Origin of the sequence: Sphingomonas sp. Sphisp66, from assembly GCF_047324325.1 — a bacterium.
Lineage (GTDB): Bacteria > Pseudomonadota > Alphaproteobacteria > Sphingomonadales > Sphingomonadaceae > Sphingomonas.
On record NZ_CP168508.1, the window covers coordinates 4,037,543 to 4,055,244 of the forward strand.

At 68.9% G+C, this 17,702-nt stretch carries 19 protein-coding genes; 10 read left to right on the forward strand and 9 right to left on the reverse strand.

All coding sequences use genetic code 11. The features are described from left to right. Nucleotides 1-80: 80 nt before the first annotated feature. The gene (locus ACEN8G_RS18365) at nucleotides 81-323 is read left to right on the forward strand and encodes a helix-turn-helix transcriptional regulator (RefSeq protein ID WP_413415662.1); all 243 of its coding nucleotides are present in this window, start codon (nucleotides 81-83) and stop codon (nucleotides 321-323) included. A gap of 14 nt (nucleotides 324-337) precedes the next feature. Beyond that, entirely contained in the window at nucleotides 338-841 is a 504-nt protein-coding gene (locus ACEN8G_RS18370; RefSeq protein WP_413415663.1) for a hypothetical protein, read from the forward strand. Nucleotides 842-1,008: 167 nt separating this feature from the next. Here the strand turns inward: ACEN8G_RS18370 and nudC are convergent, their stop codons facing one another. From nudC to ACEN8G_RS18385, 3 genes are read right to left on the reverse strand one after another with little or no spacing between them, the layout of a single operon-like run. After that, nucleotides 1,009-1,899, reverse strand: coding sequence for an NAD(+) diphosphatase (gene nudC, locus ACEN8G_RS18375; RefSeq protein ID WP_413415664.1), 891 nt, complete (start codon nucleotides 1,897-1,899; stop codon nucleotides 1,009-1,011). 11 nt (nucleotides 1,900-1,910) lie between these two features. Further along, on the reverse strand, nucleotides 1,911-3,194 hold the full coding sequence (locus ACEN8G_RS18380; RefSeq protein ID WP_413415665.1) for a serine hydrolase domain-containing protein: 1,284 nt from the start codon (nucleotides 3,192-3,194) through the stop codon (nucleotides 1,911-1,913). Next, a complete protein-coding gene (locus tag ACEN8G_RS18385) occupies nucleotides 3,182-4,237 on the reverse strand; it encodes an A/G-specific adenine glycosylase (protein ID WP_413415666.1) in 1,056 nt (351 codons plus the stop codon). The genes ACEN8G_RS18380 and ACEN8G_RS18385 overlap by 13 nt, the downstream gene beginning before the upstream one ends. A 28-nt stretch (nucleotides 4,238-4,265) precedes the next feature. Here ACEN8G_RS18385 and ACEN8G_RS18390 point away from each other — a divergent pair, with 28 nt between their 5' ends. The 7 genes from ACEN8G_RS18390 to ACEN8G_RS18420 all read left to right on the forward strand — a co-directional run bounded on the left by ACEN8G_RS18390 (nucleotide 4,266) and on the right by ACEN8G_RS18420 (nucleotide 11,482). Next, nucleotides 4,266-4,799 carry a DUF721 domain-containing protein gene (locus ACEN8G_RS18390; RefSeq protein ID WP_413415667.1) on the forward strand — a complete coding sequence of 178 codons (534 nt, stop codon included), beginning with the start codon at nucleotides 4,266-4,268 and terminating at the stop codon, nucleotides 4,797-4,799. Next, nucleotides 4,799-5,521 (forward strand): thioredoxin domain-containing protein, encoded by a 723-nt coding sequence (locus ACEN8G_RS18395; RefSeq protein WP_413415668.1) that lies wholly within the window; start codon nucleotides 4,799-4,801, stop codon nucleotides 5,519-5,521. Before ACEN8G_RS18390 ends, ACEN8G_RS18395 begins: the two co-directional genes overlap by 1 nt. Before the next feature lie 26 nt (nucleotides 5,522-5,547). After that, nucleotides 5,548-6,306 carry a DsbA family protein gene (locus ACEN8G_RS18400; protein ID WP_413415669.1) on the forward strand — a complete coding sequence of 253 codons (759 nt, stop codon included), beginning with the start codon at nucleotides 5,548-5,550 and terminating at the stop codon, nucleotides 6,304-6,306. 29 nt (nucleotides 6,307-6,335) lie between these two features. Then, a complete protein-coding gene (gene smc / locus ACEN8G_RS18405; protein ID WP_413740660.1) occupies nucleotides 6,336-9,743 on the forward strand; it encodes a chromosome segregation protein SMC in 3,408 nt (1,135 codons plus the stop codon). Beyond that, nucleotides 9,740-9,883 carry a hypothetical protein gene (locus ACEN8G_RS18410; protein WP_413417634.1) on the forward strand — a complete coding sequence of 48 codons (144 nt, stop codon included), beginning with the start codon at nucleotides 9,740-9,742 and terminating at the stop codon, nucleotides 9,881-9,883. The genes smc and ACEN8G_RS18410 overlap by 4 nt, the downstream gene beginning before the upstream one ends. Before the next feature lie 105 nt (nucleotides 9,884-9,988). Next, nucleotides 9,989-10,429, forward strand: a complete 441-nt coding sequence (locus ACEN8G_RS18415; protein ID WP_413740801.1) for a hypothetical protein — start codon at nucleotides 9,989-9,991, stop codon at nucleotides 10,427-10,429. A gap of 66 nt (nucleotides 10,430-10,495) precedes the next feature. Beyond that, complete coding sequence (locus tag ACEN8G_RS18420) at nucleotides 10,496-11,482, forward strand: D-cysteine desulfhydrase family protein (protein WP_413417638.1); 987 nt, start codon at nucleotides 10,496-10,498, stop codon at nucleotides 11,480-11,482. Nucleotides 11,483-11,563: 81 nt separating this feature from the next. On the opposite strand, the gene ACEN8G_RS18425 is transcribed toward ACEN8G_RS18420, so the two are convergent. The 5 genes from ACEN8G_RS18425 to ACEN8G_RS18445 all read right to left on the reverse strand — a co-directional run bounded on the left by ACEN8G_RS18425 (nucleotide 11,564) and on the right by ACEN8G_RS18445 (nucleotide 16,363). Then, nucleotides 11,564-12,568: a glycosyltransferase family 4 protein gene (locus ACEN8G_RS18425; protein ID WP_413417640.1), complete on the reverse strand. Its 1,005-nt coding sequence runs from the start codon at nucleotides 12,566-12,568 to the stop codon at nucleotides 11,564-11,566. Further along, nucleotides 12,565-14,130: an alpha-amylase family glycosyl hydrolase gene (locus tag ACEN8G_RS18430; RefSeq protein ID WP_413417642.1), complete on the reverse strand. Its 1,566-nt coding sequence runs from the start codon at nucleotides 14,128-14,130 to the stop codon at nucleotides 12,565-12,567. The genes ACEN8G_RS18425 and ACEN8G_RS18430 overlap by 4 nt, the downstream gene beginning before the upstream one ends. A gap of 112 nt (nucleotides 14,131-14,242) precedes the next feature. Next, nucleotides 14,243-15,364, reverse strand: coding sequence for a glycosidase (locus ACEN8G_RS18435; protein ID WP_413417644.1), 1,122 nt, complete (start codon nucleotides 15,362-15,364; stop codon nucleotides 14,243-14,245). Between the two features lie 10 nt (nucleotides 15,365-15,374). Next, a complete protein-coding gene (locus ACEN8G_RS18440; protein WP_413417646.1) occupies nucleotides 15,375-16,082 on the reverse strand; it encodes a hypothetical protein in 708 nt (235 codons plus the stop codon). Then, nucleotides 16,079-16,363, reverse strand: coding sequence for a chorismate mutase (locus ACEN8G_RS18445; protein WP_307117117.1), 285 nt, complete (start codon nucleotides 16,361-16,363; stop codon nucleotides 16,079-16,081). Before ACEN8G_RS18445 ends, ACEN8G_RS18440 begins: the two co-directional genes overlap by 4 nt. Nucleotides 16,364-16,441: 78 nt before the next feature. Here ACEN8G_RS18445 and ACEN8G_RS18450 point away from each other — a divergent pair, with 78 nt between their 5' ends. After that, nucleotides 16,442-17,455, forward strand: coding sequence for a polyprenyl synthetase family protein (locus ACEN8G_RS18450; RefSeq protein WP_183999413.1), 1,014 nt, complete (start codon nucleotides 16,442-16,444; stop codon nucleotides 17,453-17,455). 3 nt (nucleotides 17,456-17,458) lie between these two features. Here the strand turns inward: ACEN8G_RS18450 and ACEN8G_RS18455 are convergent, their stop codons facing one another. Continuing rightward, nucleotides 17,459-17,674: a hypothetical protein gene (locus ACEN8G_RS18455; RefSeq protein ID WP_413417648.1), complete on the reverse strand. Its 216-nt coding sequence runs from the start codon at nucleotides 17,672-17,674 to the stop codon at nucleotides 17,459-17,461. Nucleotides 17,675-17,702 lie beyond the last annotated feature (28 nt).

The following is a 17,702-nucleotide window of genomic DNA, read 5'->3' on the forward strand; positions in this document are numbered from 1 at the left end:
TTCCCGGTGCCATGGCACTTGCTTGACTCGCACGACGAATCGTTGTGTATAGACAATATATCGTCATTCGAGTCGCTAAATTGCCGCACATCCACAACCGAATTGCCCTGTTCCGCGCCGAACGCGGGATGAGCCGGCGCGAGCTGGCCGAGACGGTGGGGGTGAACCCCCAGACGATCGGCTATCTCGAGCGCGGCGACTACAGCCCCAGCCTGGAGCTCGGCATGAAGATCGCGCAGGCGTTCGACCTGCCGGTCGAGCTCGTCTTCTCCTTCACGCCGTTCGAATCGGTCGCCGCGGCCCTGCGCCGCGCCGCCGAATGATGCCGGAGACCGCCATGTCCAAGTTCAACGAACGCCTGTTCGCCCGGCTCGATGCCGCCTCCGAGCGCACGGGAATCCCCGCGCTGGCCCGCCACGAGGTGCGGCGGCGGCATTTCCGCTGGATCCCGATATTTGCACTGGCCCTCGCGATCGGCGGATGGATCTGGGGGCTGGCGCGGCCCGACGCGACACAGCTCGGCTATGGCGCGATCTCGGTCGGGTTCGCGCTCGGCGTGTTCCTGCCGATCTTCGGGCCGATCAAGGCCTGGGGCACGCCCAAGGCCGACGAGTTCGACCGCCAGCTGCGCCAGCGCGCCTTCCTCGCCGGCTTCGCGACGGTGGCCTTCACGGCCTTTCTCGGCCTGTGGCTGACGCTTGGGCTGACCCTGATCGGCAACTGGAGCCGCGACGTGCTGATCGGGCAGCTGGCCAACTTCACCTATATGCTGTTCGTGCTCTATCTGACCGTGCCGACGCTGCACGCGAGCTGGACGACACGGCCCGCCGACGAGGATTGATATCTTCGCCCTCCCCTTCAATCCTCCCCCGCCAGGAGGAGGGGGACCGCCGAAGGCGGTGGAGGGGGAGGTAAGCGAACCGATAGTGGGTGGCTTCCCGCCCCCTCCGTCGCGCTGCGCGCGCCACCTCCCCCTGGCGGGGGAGGATTTCCGAATGCCGATGCCCCCTAGGCGCCTTCCTCCGCCCAGGCGCGCAGCAGGGTGTGGGCGATCGCATAGGGCGGCGGGGCGAGGAACGGGGCCGCGGGATCGCGGACCAGCGCCATCCGCACCTCGTCGCGGGTGAACCAGCGGGCGTCCTCCAGCTCATTGGCGTCGATCGCGATGTCCTCGTTCAGCGCCTCGCCGATACAGGCGACCATCAGCGATGCCGGGAAGGGCCAGGGCTGGCTGGCGACATAGCGGACCGCGCCGATACGGATACCGGACTCTTCGGACGTTTCGCGACGCACCGCCTCCTCGATCGCCTCGCCCACCTCGAGGAAACCGGCCAGCGCCGAATAGCGGCCCGGAGGCCAGCTCGGCTGGCGGCCGAGCAGCGCGCTATCGCCACTTTCCGCGAGCATGATGACCACAGGCTCGACCCGCGGGAAATGCTCGGCGCCGCAATTCGGGCAGTGGCGCCCCCAGCCGGCATGCGAGATATCGGTCAACGAGCCGCAATTGGCGCAGAAACGGTGGCGGCCGTGCCAGAAGACCAGACTGCGCGCCGCGGCATAGTTGGCCGCGTCGGGCGCGACGAAGCGGTCGAGCAGCGCGAACATCGCCGGCGAGCGGCCCATCGGCACGGGCATGCCGTCGGGCAGGGCCGAGACGAAGCGCGGCACGCCCTGGTCATAGCCGAGGAAGAGCAGTTCGCCTTGCGCCTCGGCCAGGTCGGTCCAGGTCAGCCGGCCCTCGTCATCGAGGACCGGGTCGAGCCCGTCGAGCACCAGCAGCCGCGCGGCGGAATCGGCCAGCGCCGCTTCGAGCAGCTCGGGCTGGTGGCGGACACGGTCGGCACGGTCGAGCGTGTTGCCGGTGAAGCCGGGCGCCAGCGTCCCTTGGTCTCGATTCACTGGGCCGGGATTCACTTGGCGAGATCGGCGTAGACGGCCTTGGAGACTGCGCGCTTGAGCTCGGTGTCGCCGAACAGGTTGATCATCGCCACCGCGCGCAGCTTGTGGGCGGGATCGACCCAGGCGATCGTGCCCGCAGCGCCGCCCCAGCCAAACGTGCCCTTGCCCGGGCCGCCCGGTGCATCGGCGAGATAGACCGAGCCGCCGGCGCCGAAGCCGAGCTGCGCGCCGGTATCGCTCGTCATGTTGTTGAGCAGCGAAGTGTCGGTGCCCGCCGGCAGCAGGTTCGACATCGCGACTGCAACGGTTTCCGGCTTGAGGATACGGACGCCGTCCAGCGTGCCGCCGTTCAGCAGCATGTGGAGGAACCGGTCATAGTCGCGCGCCGACATGACCAAGCCCGCGCCGCCATAGGGGAATTCGGGCTTCTTCAGGTAGACCGAGCCGGCCGCGGGATCGGCGACGACGCGGGTGGTGCCCATGAAGACATAGTTGCTGGAGAAATTGCCGAGCTTGTCCGCCGGCACCGTCCAGTAGCTCTGCTGCATCTTGAGCGGTGCAAAGATCCGCGTGTTGACGAACTGGTCGAACTTCATGCCGCTCGCCACTTCGATCACCCGGCCTAGCACATCGAGGCCGATCGAATAGCTCCATTTGGTGCCCGGCTCGGCGATCAGCGGGAGCGAGGCGGTGCGGTTGGCGAATTCCTCCAGACTGTCCGGGCGCAGCTGCGCCATCTGGGCTTCCATCTGGGCGTTCACCTGGGCCGGGTTGATGCCGAGCTTGTTGTACTCGTCGAGCAAAGGCCCCTTGGTGATGATGTTGTAGCCCAGGCCCGCGGTGTGGGTGAGCAAATGGCGCACCGTGATCGGAGTCGTCGCCGGGCGGGTGGTCAGGTCCTTGGAGGGATCGACCAGCACCTTCATGTTCTTGAACGCCGGGATGAAGTCGCCGATCGGCTGGTCGAGCCTGAGCTTGCCCTGCTCGACCAGGATCATCGCGGCGATGCCGGTGATCGGCTTGGTCATCGAATAGACGCGCCACAGGCTGTCGACATCCGCCTTGTGCGCGGTCGGCTCGTCGGCGACGCGGCCTTCGCTGACCACGGAGATGTTGCCATCGGGGCGGCCGGCGAGGATGACGATGCCGGGCACCTTGCCCTCGGCGACATAGCGCTTGGCCAGCGCGGTCTCGGCGGAGACACCGGGCGCGGCAGGAGGCTTGGGAGCGGTCTGCGCGAAAGCCGGCGCGGCCAGCGCCGCGATGCCAAAGCCGAAACCGATCACTCCGCGCATAACCGTCTCCTGAAAACTCGCATCGCCTTGGCGAAGACCGTGGGCAGTCCGGCCGATTCGAGATCGGCTATCGGCCACCACTCGCCTTCCACGGCGGCGCCTGCATGCGACGACAATGTTGCAGCTGCAAGTGCGACATCGAGGTTGAAATGGGTGAAGCCGTGGCTGACGCTGTCATCGAGCGTGCGCCACGCGGCTGCCACGGGCGCGTCGGCGAGGCCCGGCGCCGAATCGGCCCAGGGGCCGGTGGGCAGCGCGCGCATGCCGCCGAGCAGCCCCTTGTCCGGACGGCGGACGAGCAGCACCGCGCCGTCCCGCTCGAGCCAGAACATCGTGCCGAAGCGCTGCGGCTTGGGCGGTTTGGCGGCCTTGATGGGATAGCGCTCCGGCGCGCCGCCCGCGAAACCGGCGCAATGTTCCCGCAAGGGGCAGAGCAGGCATTTCGGCGAGCGGGCGGTGCAGATGCCGCTGCCCAGGTCCATCATCGCCTGGGCAAAGTCGCCCGAGCGCAGCTCCGGCGTGACCGAATCGGTCAGCGCATAGATCTTCGCCTTCGCCCCCGGCAGCGATTCCTCGACCGCGAACAGCCGCGAGACGACGCGCTCGACATTGGCATCGACCACCACCGCGCGCCGGCCGAACGCGATCGCGGCGATCGCCGCGGCGGTATAGCCGCCCACGCCCGGCAGCTCGCGCAGGCCCGATTCGGTATCCGGGAACGCCCCGCGCCGTGCGACTTCGCGGGCGCAGGCGAGCAGGTTGCGGGCGCGGGCATAATAGCCGAGCCCTGCCCAGGCGGCCATCAGATCGGCATCCTGCGAAGCGGCGAGCGCCTCCACGCTCGGCCAGCGCGAAGTGAATTTGTCGAAATAGGGGATGACGCTGGCGACCTGGGTCTGCTGCAGCATCACCTCCGACAGCCACACCCGATAGGGATCGGGCGCATTGGCGCCGGGCCGCGCGCGCCAGGGCAGGTCGCGGGCATTGCGGTCATACCAGTGGAGCAGCGCAGTGGCGATTGCGCGAGAGGCGTTGTCGGGCACGCCCTGCCTATGGCATGGGTTGGTGGAAATGACGAAGCCCCCCCGTGCCACGACCCGCCAGCCGGCCCCGATACCGCCGCGCGCGCTCCGCGCCCGCTCGGTCTCCGAGCTGCTGCCCGATGTCGGCGCGGCGAGCTTCCGCAAGTTCGGCTTCGTCCAGCATTCGATCGTCAGCCGCTGGGCCGAGATCGTCGGTGAGCGCTATGCCCGGGTCTCGATCCCCGAATCGATCAAGTTTCCCCAGGGCAAGCGCGAGCAGGGCGTGCTCAGCCTGATCGTCTCGGGCGCCTTCGCGCCGACGATGCAGCATGTCGCGCCCGAGATCATGGACCGGGTGAACCGCTTCTTCGGCTATCCGGCGGTTGCGAAGATCGCCATTCGCCACGGCCAGGTGAAGGCGCCGGCAAAGGCCGCCCCGCCGCCGAGCCTGAAACCGCTGAGCGAAGCGATGGGCGACAGCCTGCGCGGCATCGCCGATCCCGAATTGAAGGCCGTGCTCGAGGCACTGGCCGCCGGCGTCGCGGCGAGCGACGAGAAACCCAAGATCGGCCGGATCGACTGATGCGAACCTATTTCATGATCGCCGGCGCGCTCGCGCTGGCCCTGGCTGGCGGCGCCTCGGCGCAGCAGGCGAAGGCTCCGGCCAAACCCGCAGCGGCGCCCAACTGGACCGCCACCGTCGCGATCACCCCGCAGGGCGGCTTCCGCCAGGGCAATCCGGACGCGCCGGTCAAGCTGGTCGAATATGGCTCGCGCGGCTGCCCGACCTGCGGGCGCTTCGCCGCCGAGGGCGTGCCGCCGCTGCGCAGCGACTACATCGCCAGCGGCAAGGTCAGCTACGAGTTCCGCGACTATCTGATCCACGGCCCGCCCGACCTGGCCGCGGCGCTGCTCAACCAGTGCGTGCCCACCGCCCGCTTCTTCCCGGTGCTCGATGCGCTGTTCGCCAACCAGCACCAGTTCGAGGAGAAGCTGGAGGCGGTGTTGAAGAACCAGCCCCAGCAGGTCGAGGCCTGGCAGAAGCTGCCGGCCGGCCAGATGGCGACGCGCTTCGCGGAGGCGACCGGCATGATCGCCTTCATGAAGACCCAGGGCCTGCCCGAGGCCCAGGCGCGCAAGTGCCTGGCCGATCCCAAGCTGATCGCCCGCATCTCGCAGACCAATGCCGATGCGGTGAAGGTCTATCAGGTGCAGGGCACGCCCACTTTCATCGTCAATGCCCGCAAGGTAAGTGCGTTCACCTGGGACCGGTTGCTGCCCGAGCTCTGGGCGAACGGCGCCTGACTTCGATTTCTGGAGAGAAAGACCCCATGCGTATCAAATTGGCCCTGGCCCTGATCCCCGCGCTGTTCGCGCTCGCTTCGTGCGGCGGCGACGACAAGGGCAACAGCAGCGCGGCGGTGAGCGCCGCGCCGGTCGCGTCGGTCACCGCGCCCGCCGGCAAGGCCTGGGTCGACACGATCGCCAAGACCAAGGATGGCGGCTATCTCCAGGGCAATCCGAACGCCCCGATCAAGCTGGTCGAATATGGCTCGCGCAACTGCCCCTATTGCGGGCTGTTCGGCCGCACCGCGCCCGAGCCGCTGCGCAAGAACTATATCTCCACCGGCAAGGTCAGCTGGGAATTCCGCGACTTCCTGATCCACGGCGCCCCCGATCTCGCCGCAGCACTGCTCAACCAGTGCGTGCCGGACGAGAGCTTCTTCAGCATGCTCGACCAGTTCTTCGAGAACCAGGACACCTTCCTCAACCGCACCGAGCAGCTGGTGAAGACCAATCCGCAGCTCGTCCAGCAGCTCCAAGGCCAGGCAGCGCCCCAGGCAGCAGTGGGCTTTGCCGAGGCGCTCGGCATGATCGACTTCATGAAGCAGCGCGGCGTGCCGGAGGCCAAGGCCCGCGAATGCCTGGCCGACCAGAAGAAGATCGACGCGATCGCCAAGGTCAATGCCGATGCCGCCACCGTCTATGGCGTGAGCGGCACGCCGAGCTTCTTCATCAACGGCAAGAAGGTCGATGCCGGCTCCTGGGAGCAGCTCGAGCCGCTGCTCAAGGCAGCTGGCGCGCGCTGACGCCCATGATGCGGCGGGGGTAAGCCAGGGTGCAGATCAAGCGGCTGCGGCTGACGGGCTTCAAGAGCTTCGTCGACCCGGCTGACCTCCGCATCGAGCCGGGGCTGACGGGGATCGTCGGCCCCAATGGCTGCGGCAAGTCCAACCTGCTCGAAGCGCTGCGCTGGGTTATGGGCGAGACCAGCGCCAAGTCGATGCGCGGCGCCGGCATGGAAGACGTGATCTTCGCCGGCACCGCCACCCGCCCCTCGCGCGACTTCGCCGAAGTCACCATCCAGGCCGACCAGGTCGGCGAGGACGACGAGCTGGAAGTCGTCCGCCGGATCGAGCGCGGCGCCGGCTCCGCCTATCGAATCAACGGGCGCGACGTCCGCGCCAAGGACGTGGCGCTGATGTTCGCCGATGCGGCGACGGGCGCCCACTCCCCCGCACTGGTCAGCCAGGGGCGGATCAGCGCGATCATCATGGCCAAGCCGGGCGAGCGCCGGGCGATGCTGGAAGAGGCCGCAGGCATTTCCGGCCTGCATGTGCGCCGCAAGGATGCCGAGCAACGGCTGCGGGCGACCGAGGCGAACCTCACCCGGCTCGACGAGGTGATCGGCGACCAGGAGAATCGCGCCGCGCAATTGAAGCGCCAGGCGCGCCAGGCCGAGCGCTACCGCGAGCTTTCCGACCGGATCCGCGTTGCCGAGGCGCGGATGATCTTCGCGCGCTGGCGCGATGCGGCGAGCGCGGCGGATGCGGCCAAGAAGGAAGCGGTGGCGGCCGAGGCTCTGGTCGCCGAGCGGACCAGGGCGCATGATTCGGCGGTGGCGGTGCAGCAGGAAGCCGCCGAGAAGCTCGCCACGCTGCGCGCCGAGGCGCTGAGCGTGCGCGACAGGGCGACCGAGGCGATGCACGGGCTCGCGACGCTGCGCGCCGACAAGGCCGCGGTCGAGCGGCGGATCCAGGAACTGCAGGACGCGACGCGCCGGCTGGAGGAGGATCGCGGCCGCGAAGGCGCGCTCGCCCGCGACGCCGCCGAGGCGCTGGCCCGGCTCGACGAGGAAGTGAAGGCGCTCGACCGGCGCATCGCCGAGACGACGGCGCGGATGCCGCACCTCGATGCGGCCCTTGCGGACGCGGAACGGGCCGCGCGCGACGCCGAGGTCGCGCTCGCCCAGGCGCTGGCGGCGCAGGCGACCGAGGCGGCCGAGGCGCGGGTCGCCGAGGCGGCACTGGCGGCGGCGCGGACCCGGGTCGAGCGCTCGGAGCGCGACCGGGCGCGGATCGATGCCGAGCTCAAGGCGCTGCCCGATCCCGAGCCTTTGAAGGCCGAGAAACTGCGCGCCGCCGAGGCACGCGCCCAGGCGATCCGCCAGGCGGAGAGCGCCCGCACCGGGCTCGCCCGCGCCGATGCCGAGGAGCGCAGCGCGATCGAGGCGCGCAACCATGCCCAGGCCAAGCGCGCCACTGCCCATGCCGAGCTCGCCCAGCTCGACAGCGAAGCCGCCGCGCTCGCCAAGGCGACCCGGCCTTCGGACAAGGACCGGCTGCTCGACAAGCTCAAGGTCGATGCCGGGTACGAGCGCGCGCTGGCGGCGGCGCTGGGCGACGATCTCGAGGCCGGGCTCGACACCAGCGCCGAGCGCTATTGGGCCGGCGCCGAGCCGCAAAAGGGCGATCCCGGTGCGCCTGCAGGCACTTCCCGGCTCGGGCAGCATGTCCAGGCGCCGGCGGGGCTGTCCCGGCGGTTGGCGCAGGTGCTGGTGGCGGAGAGCGATGACGGGCAGCCGCTTGCGGTCGGCCAGCGGCTGGTGACGCTGGCGGGCGTGCTGCGCCGCTGGGACGGCTATGTCGCGAAGTCCGGCGGCGCCGCAGCGGCCGAGCGGCTGGTGCGGGTCAACCGGCTCGCCGCGATCGAGAAGGCGCGCCCGGCCGCAGTGCGCGCGGTCGAGGGCGCCGATGCCGAGCTGATGCGGATCGAGGACAATATCGCCGAGACGCGGCGCGCCGCCAGCGATTGCCGCCGCGTGCTCGAGCATGCCGAGAATGCCGGGCGCGAGGCGGGCCGGGCCGAGGACCGGGCGACGGCGCAGCTGGAGCGGCTCGATTCGCAGCGCGCCGATCTCGACGTGCGCATCCGCCGGATCGCCGCCGAGCAGGACGAAGCCGCGACAGAGCTGAACCGCGCCGAGGCGGCCAAGGCCGCGCTGCCCGACGGCACCGAGACGCGCGCCCGGGTGGCGTCGCTCTCCACCGACGCCGAGGGCAAGCGCGCCGCTTCCGCGTCGGCCCGGGCCGAGCGCGGCACGCTGGAGCGCGAGATCGGCGCGGCCCGCGAGCGCCATGCCGCGGCGGGGGCCGAGGCGAAGAGCTGGAAATCGCGGGCCGGCGACGCGGCGCGGCGGGCAAACGAGATGGAGAAGCGCAGTCTCCAGCTCGCCGAGGAAAGCGAGGCGCTCGCCGGCAGGCCCGCAACGCTCGCCGCACAGCTCGCCGAGGCCGAGGCGGCTACCGAGAAGGCGCGGATCGAAAGCGCTGCCGCCCAGGCCGCCGAGCGCGAGGCCGAGATCGCGGTGCGCGAGACCGAAGGCGCGGTACGCGGTGCCAACGAGATACTGGCGCAAGCGCGCGAGGAACGCGCCGGCGCGGCGGCGCGGGCCGAGAACCAGGAGATGCGCCGGATCGAGATGGGCCGCATCTCGGGCGAACGCTTCGAATGCCCGCCGCCGCTACTGCCCCAGAAGGCCGGCTTCGACGAAGCGACGGTGCGCGCGCCCGAGGAGGAATCCACGGGCCATGAGAAGCTCAATGCCGAGCGCGAGCGGATCGGGCCGGTCAACCTCGTCGCCGAGACCGAGCTGGCCGAGCTGGAAGCCGCCTTCACCAGCAACGCCGCCGAGCGCGACGAGCTGGCCCAGGCGGTCAACCAGCTGCGCGGATCGATCGGGACGTTGAATCGCGAGGGCCGCCAGCGGCTGCTCGCGGCGTTCGAAGCGGTCGACCAGCATTTCCGCCGGCTCTTCTCGACTTTGTTCAACGGCGGCGCCGCGCATCTCGAGCTGATCGATTCGGACGATCCGCTGGAGGCCGGCCTGGAGATCATGGCGCAGCCGCCGGGCAAGAAGCTGCAGTCGCTGACCCTGCTCTCGGGCGGCGAGCAGGCGCTGACCGCGGTCGCGCTGATCTTCGCGCTGTTCCTCACCAACCCGGCGCCGATCTGCGTGCTCGACGAAGTCGACGCACCACTCGACGACGCCAATATCGACCGGTTCTGCGACCTGCTCGAGCGGATGACCGAGGAGACCGCGACGCGCTACCTGATCGTCACCCACAATGCCGCGACGATGAGCCGCATGCACCGGCTGTTCGGCGTGACCATGGTCGAGCGCGGGGTCAGCCGGCTGGTGTCGGTCGATCTGGGCGGGGCGGAGAGCCTGTTGGCGGCGGAATGAGCATCCTGGTCGAGATTCTGTTCCAGATCTGCGTGGAGAGCGCGGCCTGGGTCATCGAGAGACGCTTCGGCGCGACCGGCTGCCTGGTGGTGATCGGAGCGCTGGCGCTGATCGTCGTGCTTCTGCTCCGGGCTTTCTAGCCGTATCGATTCTTTCAGTTGCAGCGACGTAGGGGTTGCCTATCTCGGGTAAGCAACAGGAGGAATTGCATGCGATCGAGCCTCTGGATTGGGCTTGGCTTGGCGATGCTGGTGGCCGGCCCCGCTCTTGCCCAGGACAGGCAGCAGAGCACCGCCGAGCGCGCCGGCGACATTGCCGAGCAGCCGGCCAGGGACGTCGGCGCGGTGAAGACGAAGATCCCGCCCGTGCTGCAAAAGGCAGCCGCTTCGCCCTACAGCCTCGCCGGCCTGTCCAAATGCACGCAGATCGCCGATGCGTTCGACGATCTCGGCGAGGCGCTCGGGCCCGATTTCGTCCAGGGCGTGGATCGCAAGAAGAGCCGCAAGGTCAAGGTCACCGGGGACACGGTGGCGGGGCTGATCGTGCCGTTCCGCGGGCTGGTCCGCGAAGTGAGCGGCGCGGCATCGGCGCAGCGCGAGCTCAACGCGGCGGTGGACGCCGGCTTTGCGCGGCGGGGCTTCCTGCGCGGCGTGTACCAGACACGCGGATGCAAGCCGGCGCTGTAACGCATTTCGCCCGGACGACGAGGAGGCGTATGAACCGCTCCCCGATCCTCTGCTGGTGCCCTACCAATGACCCTCGACGCCTTCCCCCGCACTCCCCTGTTCGACGCGCCGACCCCGATCCAGCGGCTGGAGCGGATCGAGGCGGCTTTGAAACTGAGCGGCGCGCGGCTGTTCGTGAAGCGCGACGACCTGATGGGGCTGGGCGGCGGCGGCAACAAGCTGCGCAAGCTCGAGTTCCTGCTCGGCGCGGCGATCGACCAGGGCTGCGATACCTTCGTCACCACCGGCGCGCGGCAATCCAACCACGCCCGGCTGAGCGCGGCAGCGGCGGCGCGGATGGGGCTCAGCGCCGAGCTGATGCTGACCGACACGGTGCCGCGCGAGGACCCGAGCTACCTGCATAACGGCAACCAGCTGCTCGACGGGCTGTTCGGGGCGAAGGTGCATCATCTGCCGCGCGGCGCCGATTCGCTCGCGGCAGCGCATGCCCGGGCCGAGGAACTCAAGGCCGAGGGGCGCAGGCCCTATGTCGTCGGCTCGGGCGGCTCCTCGCCGGTCGGGGCGCTGGGCTATGTCTCCTGCGCGCAGGAGATCCAGGCGCAGGAGGCGGAACTGGGCCTGCGGTTCGGGACGGTGATCGTCGCCAATGGCAGCCATGGCACCCATGCCGGGCTCGCTGCCGGGATCGACGATCCGCGGCGGGTGCTGTCCTTCACCGTGCTCGCCGAGCTGGCCGAGGCCGAGCGCGGCACGCTTGCGCTGGCCAATGCGACGCGGGCGTTGATCGGCGGTGCGCCGCTGGGCGCGGAGGATATCCGCATCGAAGGGTCGCAGCGCGGGGAAGCGTACGGCATCCCCACCGAGGCGATGCTCGCCGCCGTCCGGCTGATGGCGCGGGCGGAGGGGCTGCTGATCGACCCGGTCTATAGCGGCAAGGCGTTCGCCGGGGTGCTGGCGGGGCTGCGCGAAGGTTGGCTGCGCGGGGATGTGCTGTTCGTGATGACCGGCGGGACGCCGGGGCTCTACGCGTACCAGCCGGCTTTCGGCCAATAGCCGTCATCCCGGCGAAAGCCGGGATCTCGTGCGGCTCTTTTCCCGCCATCGCCTGAGATCCCGGCTTCCGCCGGGATGACGTTATTGATTGAGGATCCGCCGGTACAATTCGATGTATCGATCGGCCATCGCCTCGACCGAGAAGCATTCCGCCACCCGCGCCCGGCACGCCGCCCGGTCGATGCCCTCGACCTGCCCCAACGCGGTGATCGCACCACCGACCGATTCGACCAGCACTCCCGTCTCCGGCGTGACCAGCTCGGGCATCGAACCGCGATCGATCGCGATCACCGGCGTCCCACAGGCCATCGCCTCGACCACCGACAGGCCGAAGGGCTCGTCGAAATTGATCAGGTGGAGCAGCACCTGCGCCTTGCCGAGCGCGCGCAGCCGTTCCGCCCCGCCTACGGGTCCGTGATAGACAATGCGCTCGTCGAGGAACGGCGCCACCTCGCGGTCGAAATAGCCCTGGTCCTGGATGATGCCGTAGAGGTTGAGCCGCCGCCCGGTCGAGCGCGCGACTTCGATCGCCTCGGCCGCGCCCTTGTCCGGATGCATGCGGCCGAAGAACAGCAAATCCTCGCCGCCATCGGCCTCGAACGGGAATTCGTCGAGCCGGATGCCGTGGTGGATCGTCGCGGCGTATTTCAAGGCAGGATGCCGGTCTGCCGCGCTGATCGCGACATAATGCACCCGGTCCTCGAACGGCTTGTACATCGGCAGGATCCGCTCGGACGAGAAGCCGTGGATCGTCGTTACCATCGGGGTATCGACCAGCCGGGAGAAGGCATGTGCCGGGAAATCGGCCTGGTTGTGGATCAGGTCGAACTCCCCCGCCCGCTCGAACAGATGCGCGAGATGGGCATATTCCCACACCTTCGCATCGATCCCGGGATCCTCCGCATAGCCGGCCGGCACCACGCCATCGAGCGTGCCGGCGGTGATCGAATCCTGCGTGGCGAACAACGTCACGTCGATCCCGCGCGCGACCAAAGCCTCGGTCAGCAGGCTCGTCACCAATTCCCACGGCCCATAGTGCCGCGGCGGCGTGCGCCAGGCGATCGGCGCCAGCATTGCGATCTTCATCCCAGGATATAGCCTTCGTTCGGGGAGAGCAGCGCGGGGTCGTGCCCGCCGCGCGCCGAGGCGAGGACAGTGAAATCCTCCGCCCATTCGGGGATGGCGAAGCCCTGAGGCGTGCCGCCGAGGTTGAGCACGACCAGCAGCCGGTCATGCGCGTGGCGCCGCTCGAAGGCGAGCAGGTCGCCGCCGCTGTCGATCGGATGATAGTCGCCCAGCGCCAGCGCCGGATGTTCGTGGCGCAGGAACAGCAATTTCTGGGTCAGCCGCCACATCGAGCCGGGATCGCCGCGCTGCGCCTCGACGTTGCGCGCGAGCCAGTCGGGGTGGAGCGGCAGCCAGGGATCGGCAGCGCTGAACCCGGCGTTCGGCGATGCGTCCCAGGCCATCGGGGTGCGCACCGGATCGCGGCCCAGGCCAATGCCGGGATCGCGCAGCTCGCGCGGATCCTGGATTCTATCCGCCGGGATCGCGCCGTCCTCCATGCCGATCTCGTCGCCATAATAGAGCGTCGGCGTGCCGCGCAGCGTCAGGAGCAGCATCATCGCGACGCGCGCCTGCTCCGGGCCGACGCGGGTGGCGATGCGCGGGCGATCGTGATTGCCCAGCACCCAGTTGGGCCAGCCGGCCTCGGGCAGCGCCGCCTCATAGTCCCGGATCATCGCGGCGAGGCTGGGCGCGTTCCATTCGGCGCCGATCAGCTGGAAGTTGAAGGGCAGATGCACGCCGGGCTTCTGCGCGGTGCCATAATAGCCGACCAGCTGCGGCACCGGCAGGTAGATCTCGCCGATCAGCACGCGTGCGCCGAACGTGTCGGCGATCGCCCGCATTTCCCCCGCGATGTCGTGCACTTCGGGCTGGTCGGTCGAATGGAGCTGGTGGACCCGGGTGTAATCGGGCTGGCCCGGCGCCCAGTCCTCGTTCACCGGATTGTCGGGCAGGTCGGCGTGCTTGACCATGTGCCACAGCACGTCGATCCGGAATCCGTCGATCCCGCGCGCGAACCAGAAGCGCAGCACGTCCATCATCGCCGAGCGCACCGCCGGGTTGCGCCAGTTGAGGTCGGGCTGCTCCTTGAGGAAGGCGTGGTAATAATATTGGCCGGTGGCTGCGTCCCATTCCCAGGCCGAGCCGCCGAAATCGCTGATCCAGTTGTTGGGCGGCGAGCCGTCGGGCCTGGCGTCGCGCCAGATATACCAGTCGCGCCGGGGATCGTCGCGGGCGCTGCGGCTCTCCTGGAACCAGGGATGCTGGTCCGAACTGTGGTTGGGCACCAGGTCGAGCAGCAGCCGAATACCGCGTTCGTGCGCCGCGGCGAGCAGCGCGTCGAAGTCTTCGAGCGTGCCGAAGCGCGGGTCGACGTCGCAATAATCGGCGACGTCATAACCGAAGTCAGCCATCGGGCTGGGGAAGATCGGCGAGACCCAGATCGCGTCGATGCCGAGCGCCTTCAGGTCGTCGAGCCGGTTCTCGATGCCCTTCAGGTCGCCGATCCCGTCGCCGTTCGAATCCTGGAACGAGCGGGGATAGACCTGGTAGATGACGGCGGATTTCCACCATTCGGTCATGCGCAAACACTCCACCATTCGTCATCCCCGCGAAGGCGGGTATCCAGGGTAACAAGGGACTGCGCTGCGTGGCTCTGGATCCCCGCCTTCGCGGGGATGACGAAGAGAGGGCTCACCGGAATCGCTCCTTCGAAACCCGGGTGATCCGGCACGCCAGATCGGCCTCGCCGCTCGCGACGATGTAATGATCGCCGGCATCCGCCACGCCGGTGGTGAACACCACGGGAGTGGGCAGGTAGAGCTGGTGCGCGATCGGATCGGTGAGCGCGGGGTTGGCCTCGAGCAAGGGCGTCTCGTCCTCCAGCCGCAGGATCCTCGACGGATCGTCCTTGTCGAGCAAAGCCCAGAAGCTGCGATAGACGCCGACCGCGCCCTGCTTCTCGACGCCGTGATAGATCAGCATCCAGCCCTCGGGGGTGAGCACCGGCTGGCTGCCGCCGCCGATCCGCTGGGTGGAGCTGGTGCCCTTGCGCGCGCGGATGCCCGGCGTGTCGAGCGGCTTCCAGTGCAGCCCGTCGGGCGACTGGGCCATGTTGATCGAGGGACCGCCGAGCCAGGGGGAATCGTCGGGATAGGCGAAATAGACTTCGCCCAGCGGTCGGGTGAGCGCCATGTACTTGCCGCCTGGCTTGCCCTCGAACAGGATCATGTCCTTGTTCTGGTGATCGAGCACCACGCCGAGCAGCCTGTAGTCGAGCCCGTTCACCGAATGGTACATGGCGGTGCAGTGCCGCTCGGCCGAGACGCCGCACACGGTCATCCACCAGCTGCCGCCGACCAGGCTGATCCGCGCATCCTCGACGCCGTAATCGAGGAAACCGGCCGAGGGCTGGATCGCCTTGTCGTAATGGACCTTCACGATCCTGCCCGCGTCCCCGCTCAGCTCGACCGGCAGCAGCCAGGACAGCGAGGTGAGGCCGAGCAGCCGGGGATTGCGGTCCTTGAGCGCGAACTGGCGGGGATCGTCCATGTCGATCCCCGCGACCGGGTGGCGATCGAGGACATAGCCGGCGGGCGTCCAGCGGATCGCGCGGGCGCAATCGCCGTCGACCGGATCGCGCAACGCCTCGGCCACGCGGACCATTAGCAGGAGGTTGCCGTTCGGCAGCCGCGCGAAGCCGGGGTTGAAGGCGCCGAGCACATGGGTCGCCTCATGCACGCCCTTGCGCAGGGGCGAGCGGGAAAGGTCGACATCGTCGGGGCGGAAGATCAGGAAATCATCGTCCGCCGCCACGTCTGTCCCCTCAGCAGGTTGGAACCTGGCTTTCCCCGCCTTCGCGCCGGTACTTGCCGTCTCGCCAAAGGTATCGTTCGGCGAAGGATCGGGTTCCCTCGAATTTCACGGTGAAATCGACACCCTTTCGGATCGCCCCGATCCTGCCACGGACCGACTGGGCATCGTCCTCGACCGCGCCGCCATTGTCATAGAGCGACTGGAAACTCGCCACTTCCTTCGGCCCCTCGGGGTTGAGTGCGACCAGGCTGGTGTAGCTGCAGGTATAGCCCTGCCAGGTGCCGCCGCCCTCGACATAGATCACCGGCCGATCGAGGAACTTGTCGCTGACCGACCATTCGGCAAGGTCGCCGAAGCTGCCGCTCTCCGCCGCCTTGGGGAAGCGCTTGCGCACCCGGAAGCCCGCGCCCTCGGCATCGAGATAGGTCACCGCGATCGTGCCGCCGTCGACATGCGCGGCATCGGGCACATGGCCGTGGCTGACCAGCACCGGGCCGAACGCCGTGTCGATCAGCTTGTTGTCGTCGAAGGTGATCGGCCCCTGCTTCACGCCCTCGGGCCAAGCGGCCTTCACCGCGGCGGCGAGGCGCGCGGCGGGATCGGCCACGGGCGTGGCGCTCGCGCTGGGCGTGGGAGTCGGCGCGGGCTTCTGCGCCTGGTTGCCGCCACACCCCGCCAGCATCGGTGCCGACAGCAGCAGGGCGGCCGCCGCCCTCATTTCTCGTCCCGCAGCTGCTCGTGGTGGCGGATCACTTCGTCGATGATGAAGCGCAGGAACTTCTCGGAGAATTCGGGGTCGAGGTCCGCCGTCTTGGCGAGCTCGCGCAGCCGGGCGATCTGGCGGTCCTCGCGGCCGGGATCGGCCGGGGGCAGGCCCGACTCCGCCTTGTAGCGGCCCACCGCCTGCGTCACCTTGAAGCGCTCGGCGAGCAGGAACACGAGCGCGGCATCGATATTGTCGATGCTCTGGCGGTAGCGGGTAAGGGTCTCGTCCGACATGGCTGCCCTCTTTGCGCACCGACGTAGCGTCACGCAAGCCTTGCCTTTGTGCGCCGCACCCGCCAGAGGCTTTCGCATATGAGCGCCACCCTCCATCGCCTCGGCGGCGGCCCCGCCCCCTCGCTCGATCCGATGATGGCGCTGGTCGCGCACGACATGAACCTCGTGAACGCGGTGATCCTTGATCGGATGAAGTCCGAGATTCCGCTGATCCCCGAGCTGGCCGGTCACCTGATCGCCGGCGGCGGCAAGCGGATGCGGCCGATGCTCACGCTGGCGAGCGCCAAGCTGCTCGGCTATCCCGGCACCCGCCATCACCGGCTCGCCGCCGCGGTGGAGTTCATCCACACCGCCACGCTGCTCCATGACGATGTCGTCGACGGCTCGGACCTGCGCCGCGGCCGCCGCACCGCCAACATCATCTGGGGCAACCCGGCGAGCGTGCTGGTCGGCGACTTCCTGTTCTCCAAGTCGTTCGAGCTGATGGTCGAGAGCGAGAGCCTGAAAGCGCTCCACATCCTCAGCAACGCCAGCGCCGTGATCGCCGAGGGCGAGGTCAACCAGCTCACCGCGGTGCGCCGGCTCGACCTGGGCGAGGAACGCTATCTCGACATCATCGGCGCCAAGACCGCCGCGCTGTTCGCCGCCGCCTGCCGCATCGCCGCGGTGGTCGCCGAGCGCTCGGAGGCCGAGGAACTGGCGCTCGACGCCTATGGCCGCAACCTCGGCATTGCCTTCCAGCTGGTCGACGACGCGATCGATTATGTCTCGGACGCGGGCACGATGGGCAAGGACGCCGGCGACGATTTCCGCGAAGGCAAGATGACCCTGCCGGTCATCCTCGCTTATGCCCGGGGCGACGAGAGCGCACGCGCCTTCTGGAAGGCGGCGATCACCGGCCACCGCAATTCGGACGAGGATTTCGCCGAGGCGATCCGCCTGGTCCAGGCGAGCCGCTCGGTCGACGACACGCTTGCCCGCGCCCGCCATTACGGCCAGCGCGCGATCGACGCACTGGGCGGCTTTGCGGCAGGCGCGGCCAAGGATGCGATGATCGAGGCGGTAGAGTTCGCGGTCGCCCGCGCTTACTGACCCCTATTCGTCGTCCGACGGCTCATCGTCGTCGTCATCCGCGGTGAGCGCGTCTTCCTCGTCCTCGTCGAGCACTTCCTCGATCGCTTCGGTGATCAGGTCGAGCTGCTCGAAGCTGGCGGTGAATTCCAGCGTCTCGCCATCGTCGTCCTCGAGATGGAGCGTGTAGTCGCCGTCGCTGTCGGGGGTGATGCTGAACTGTGCCAGGGTTCTCGCCATGTCTTCACTCCATAGGCTTTGCTTGCGC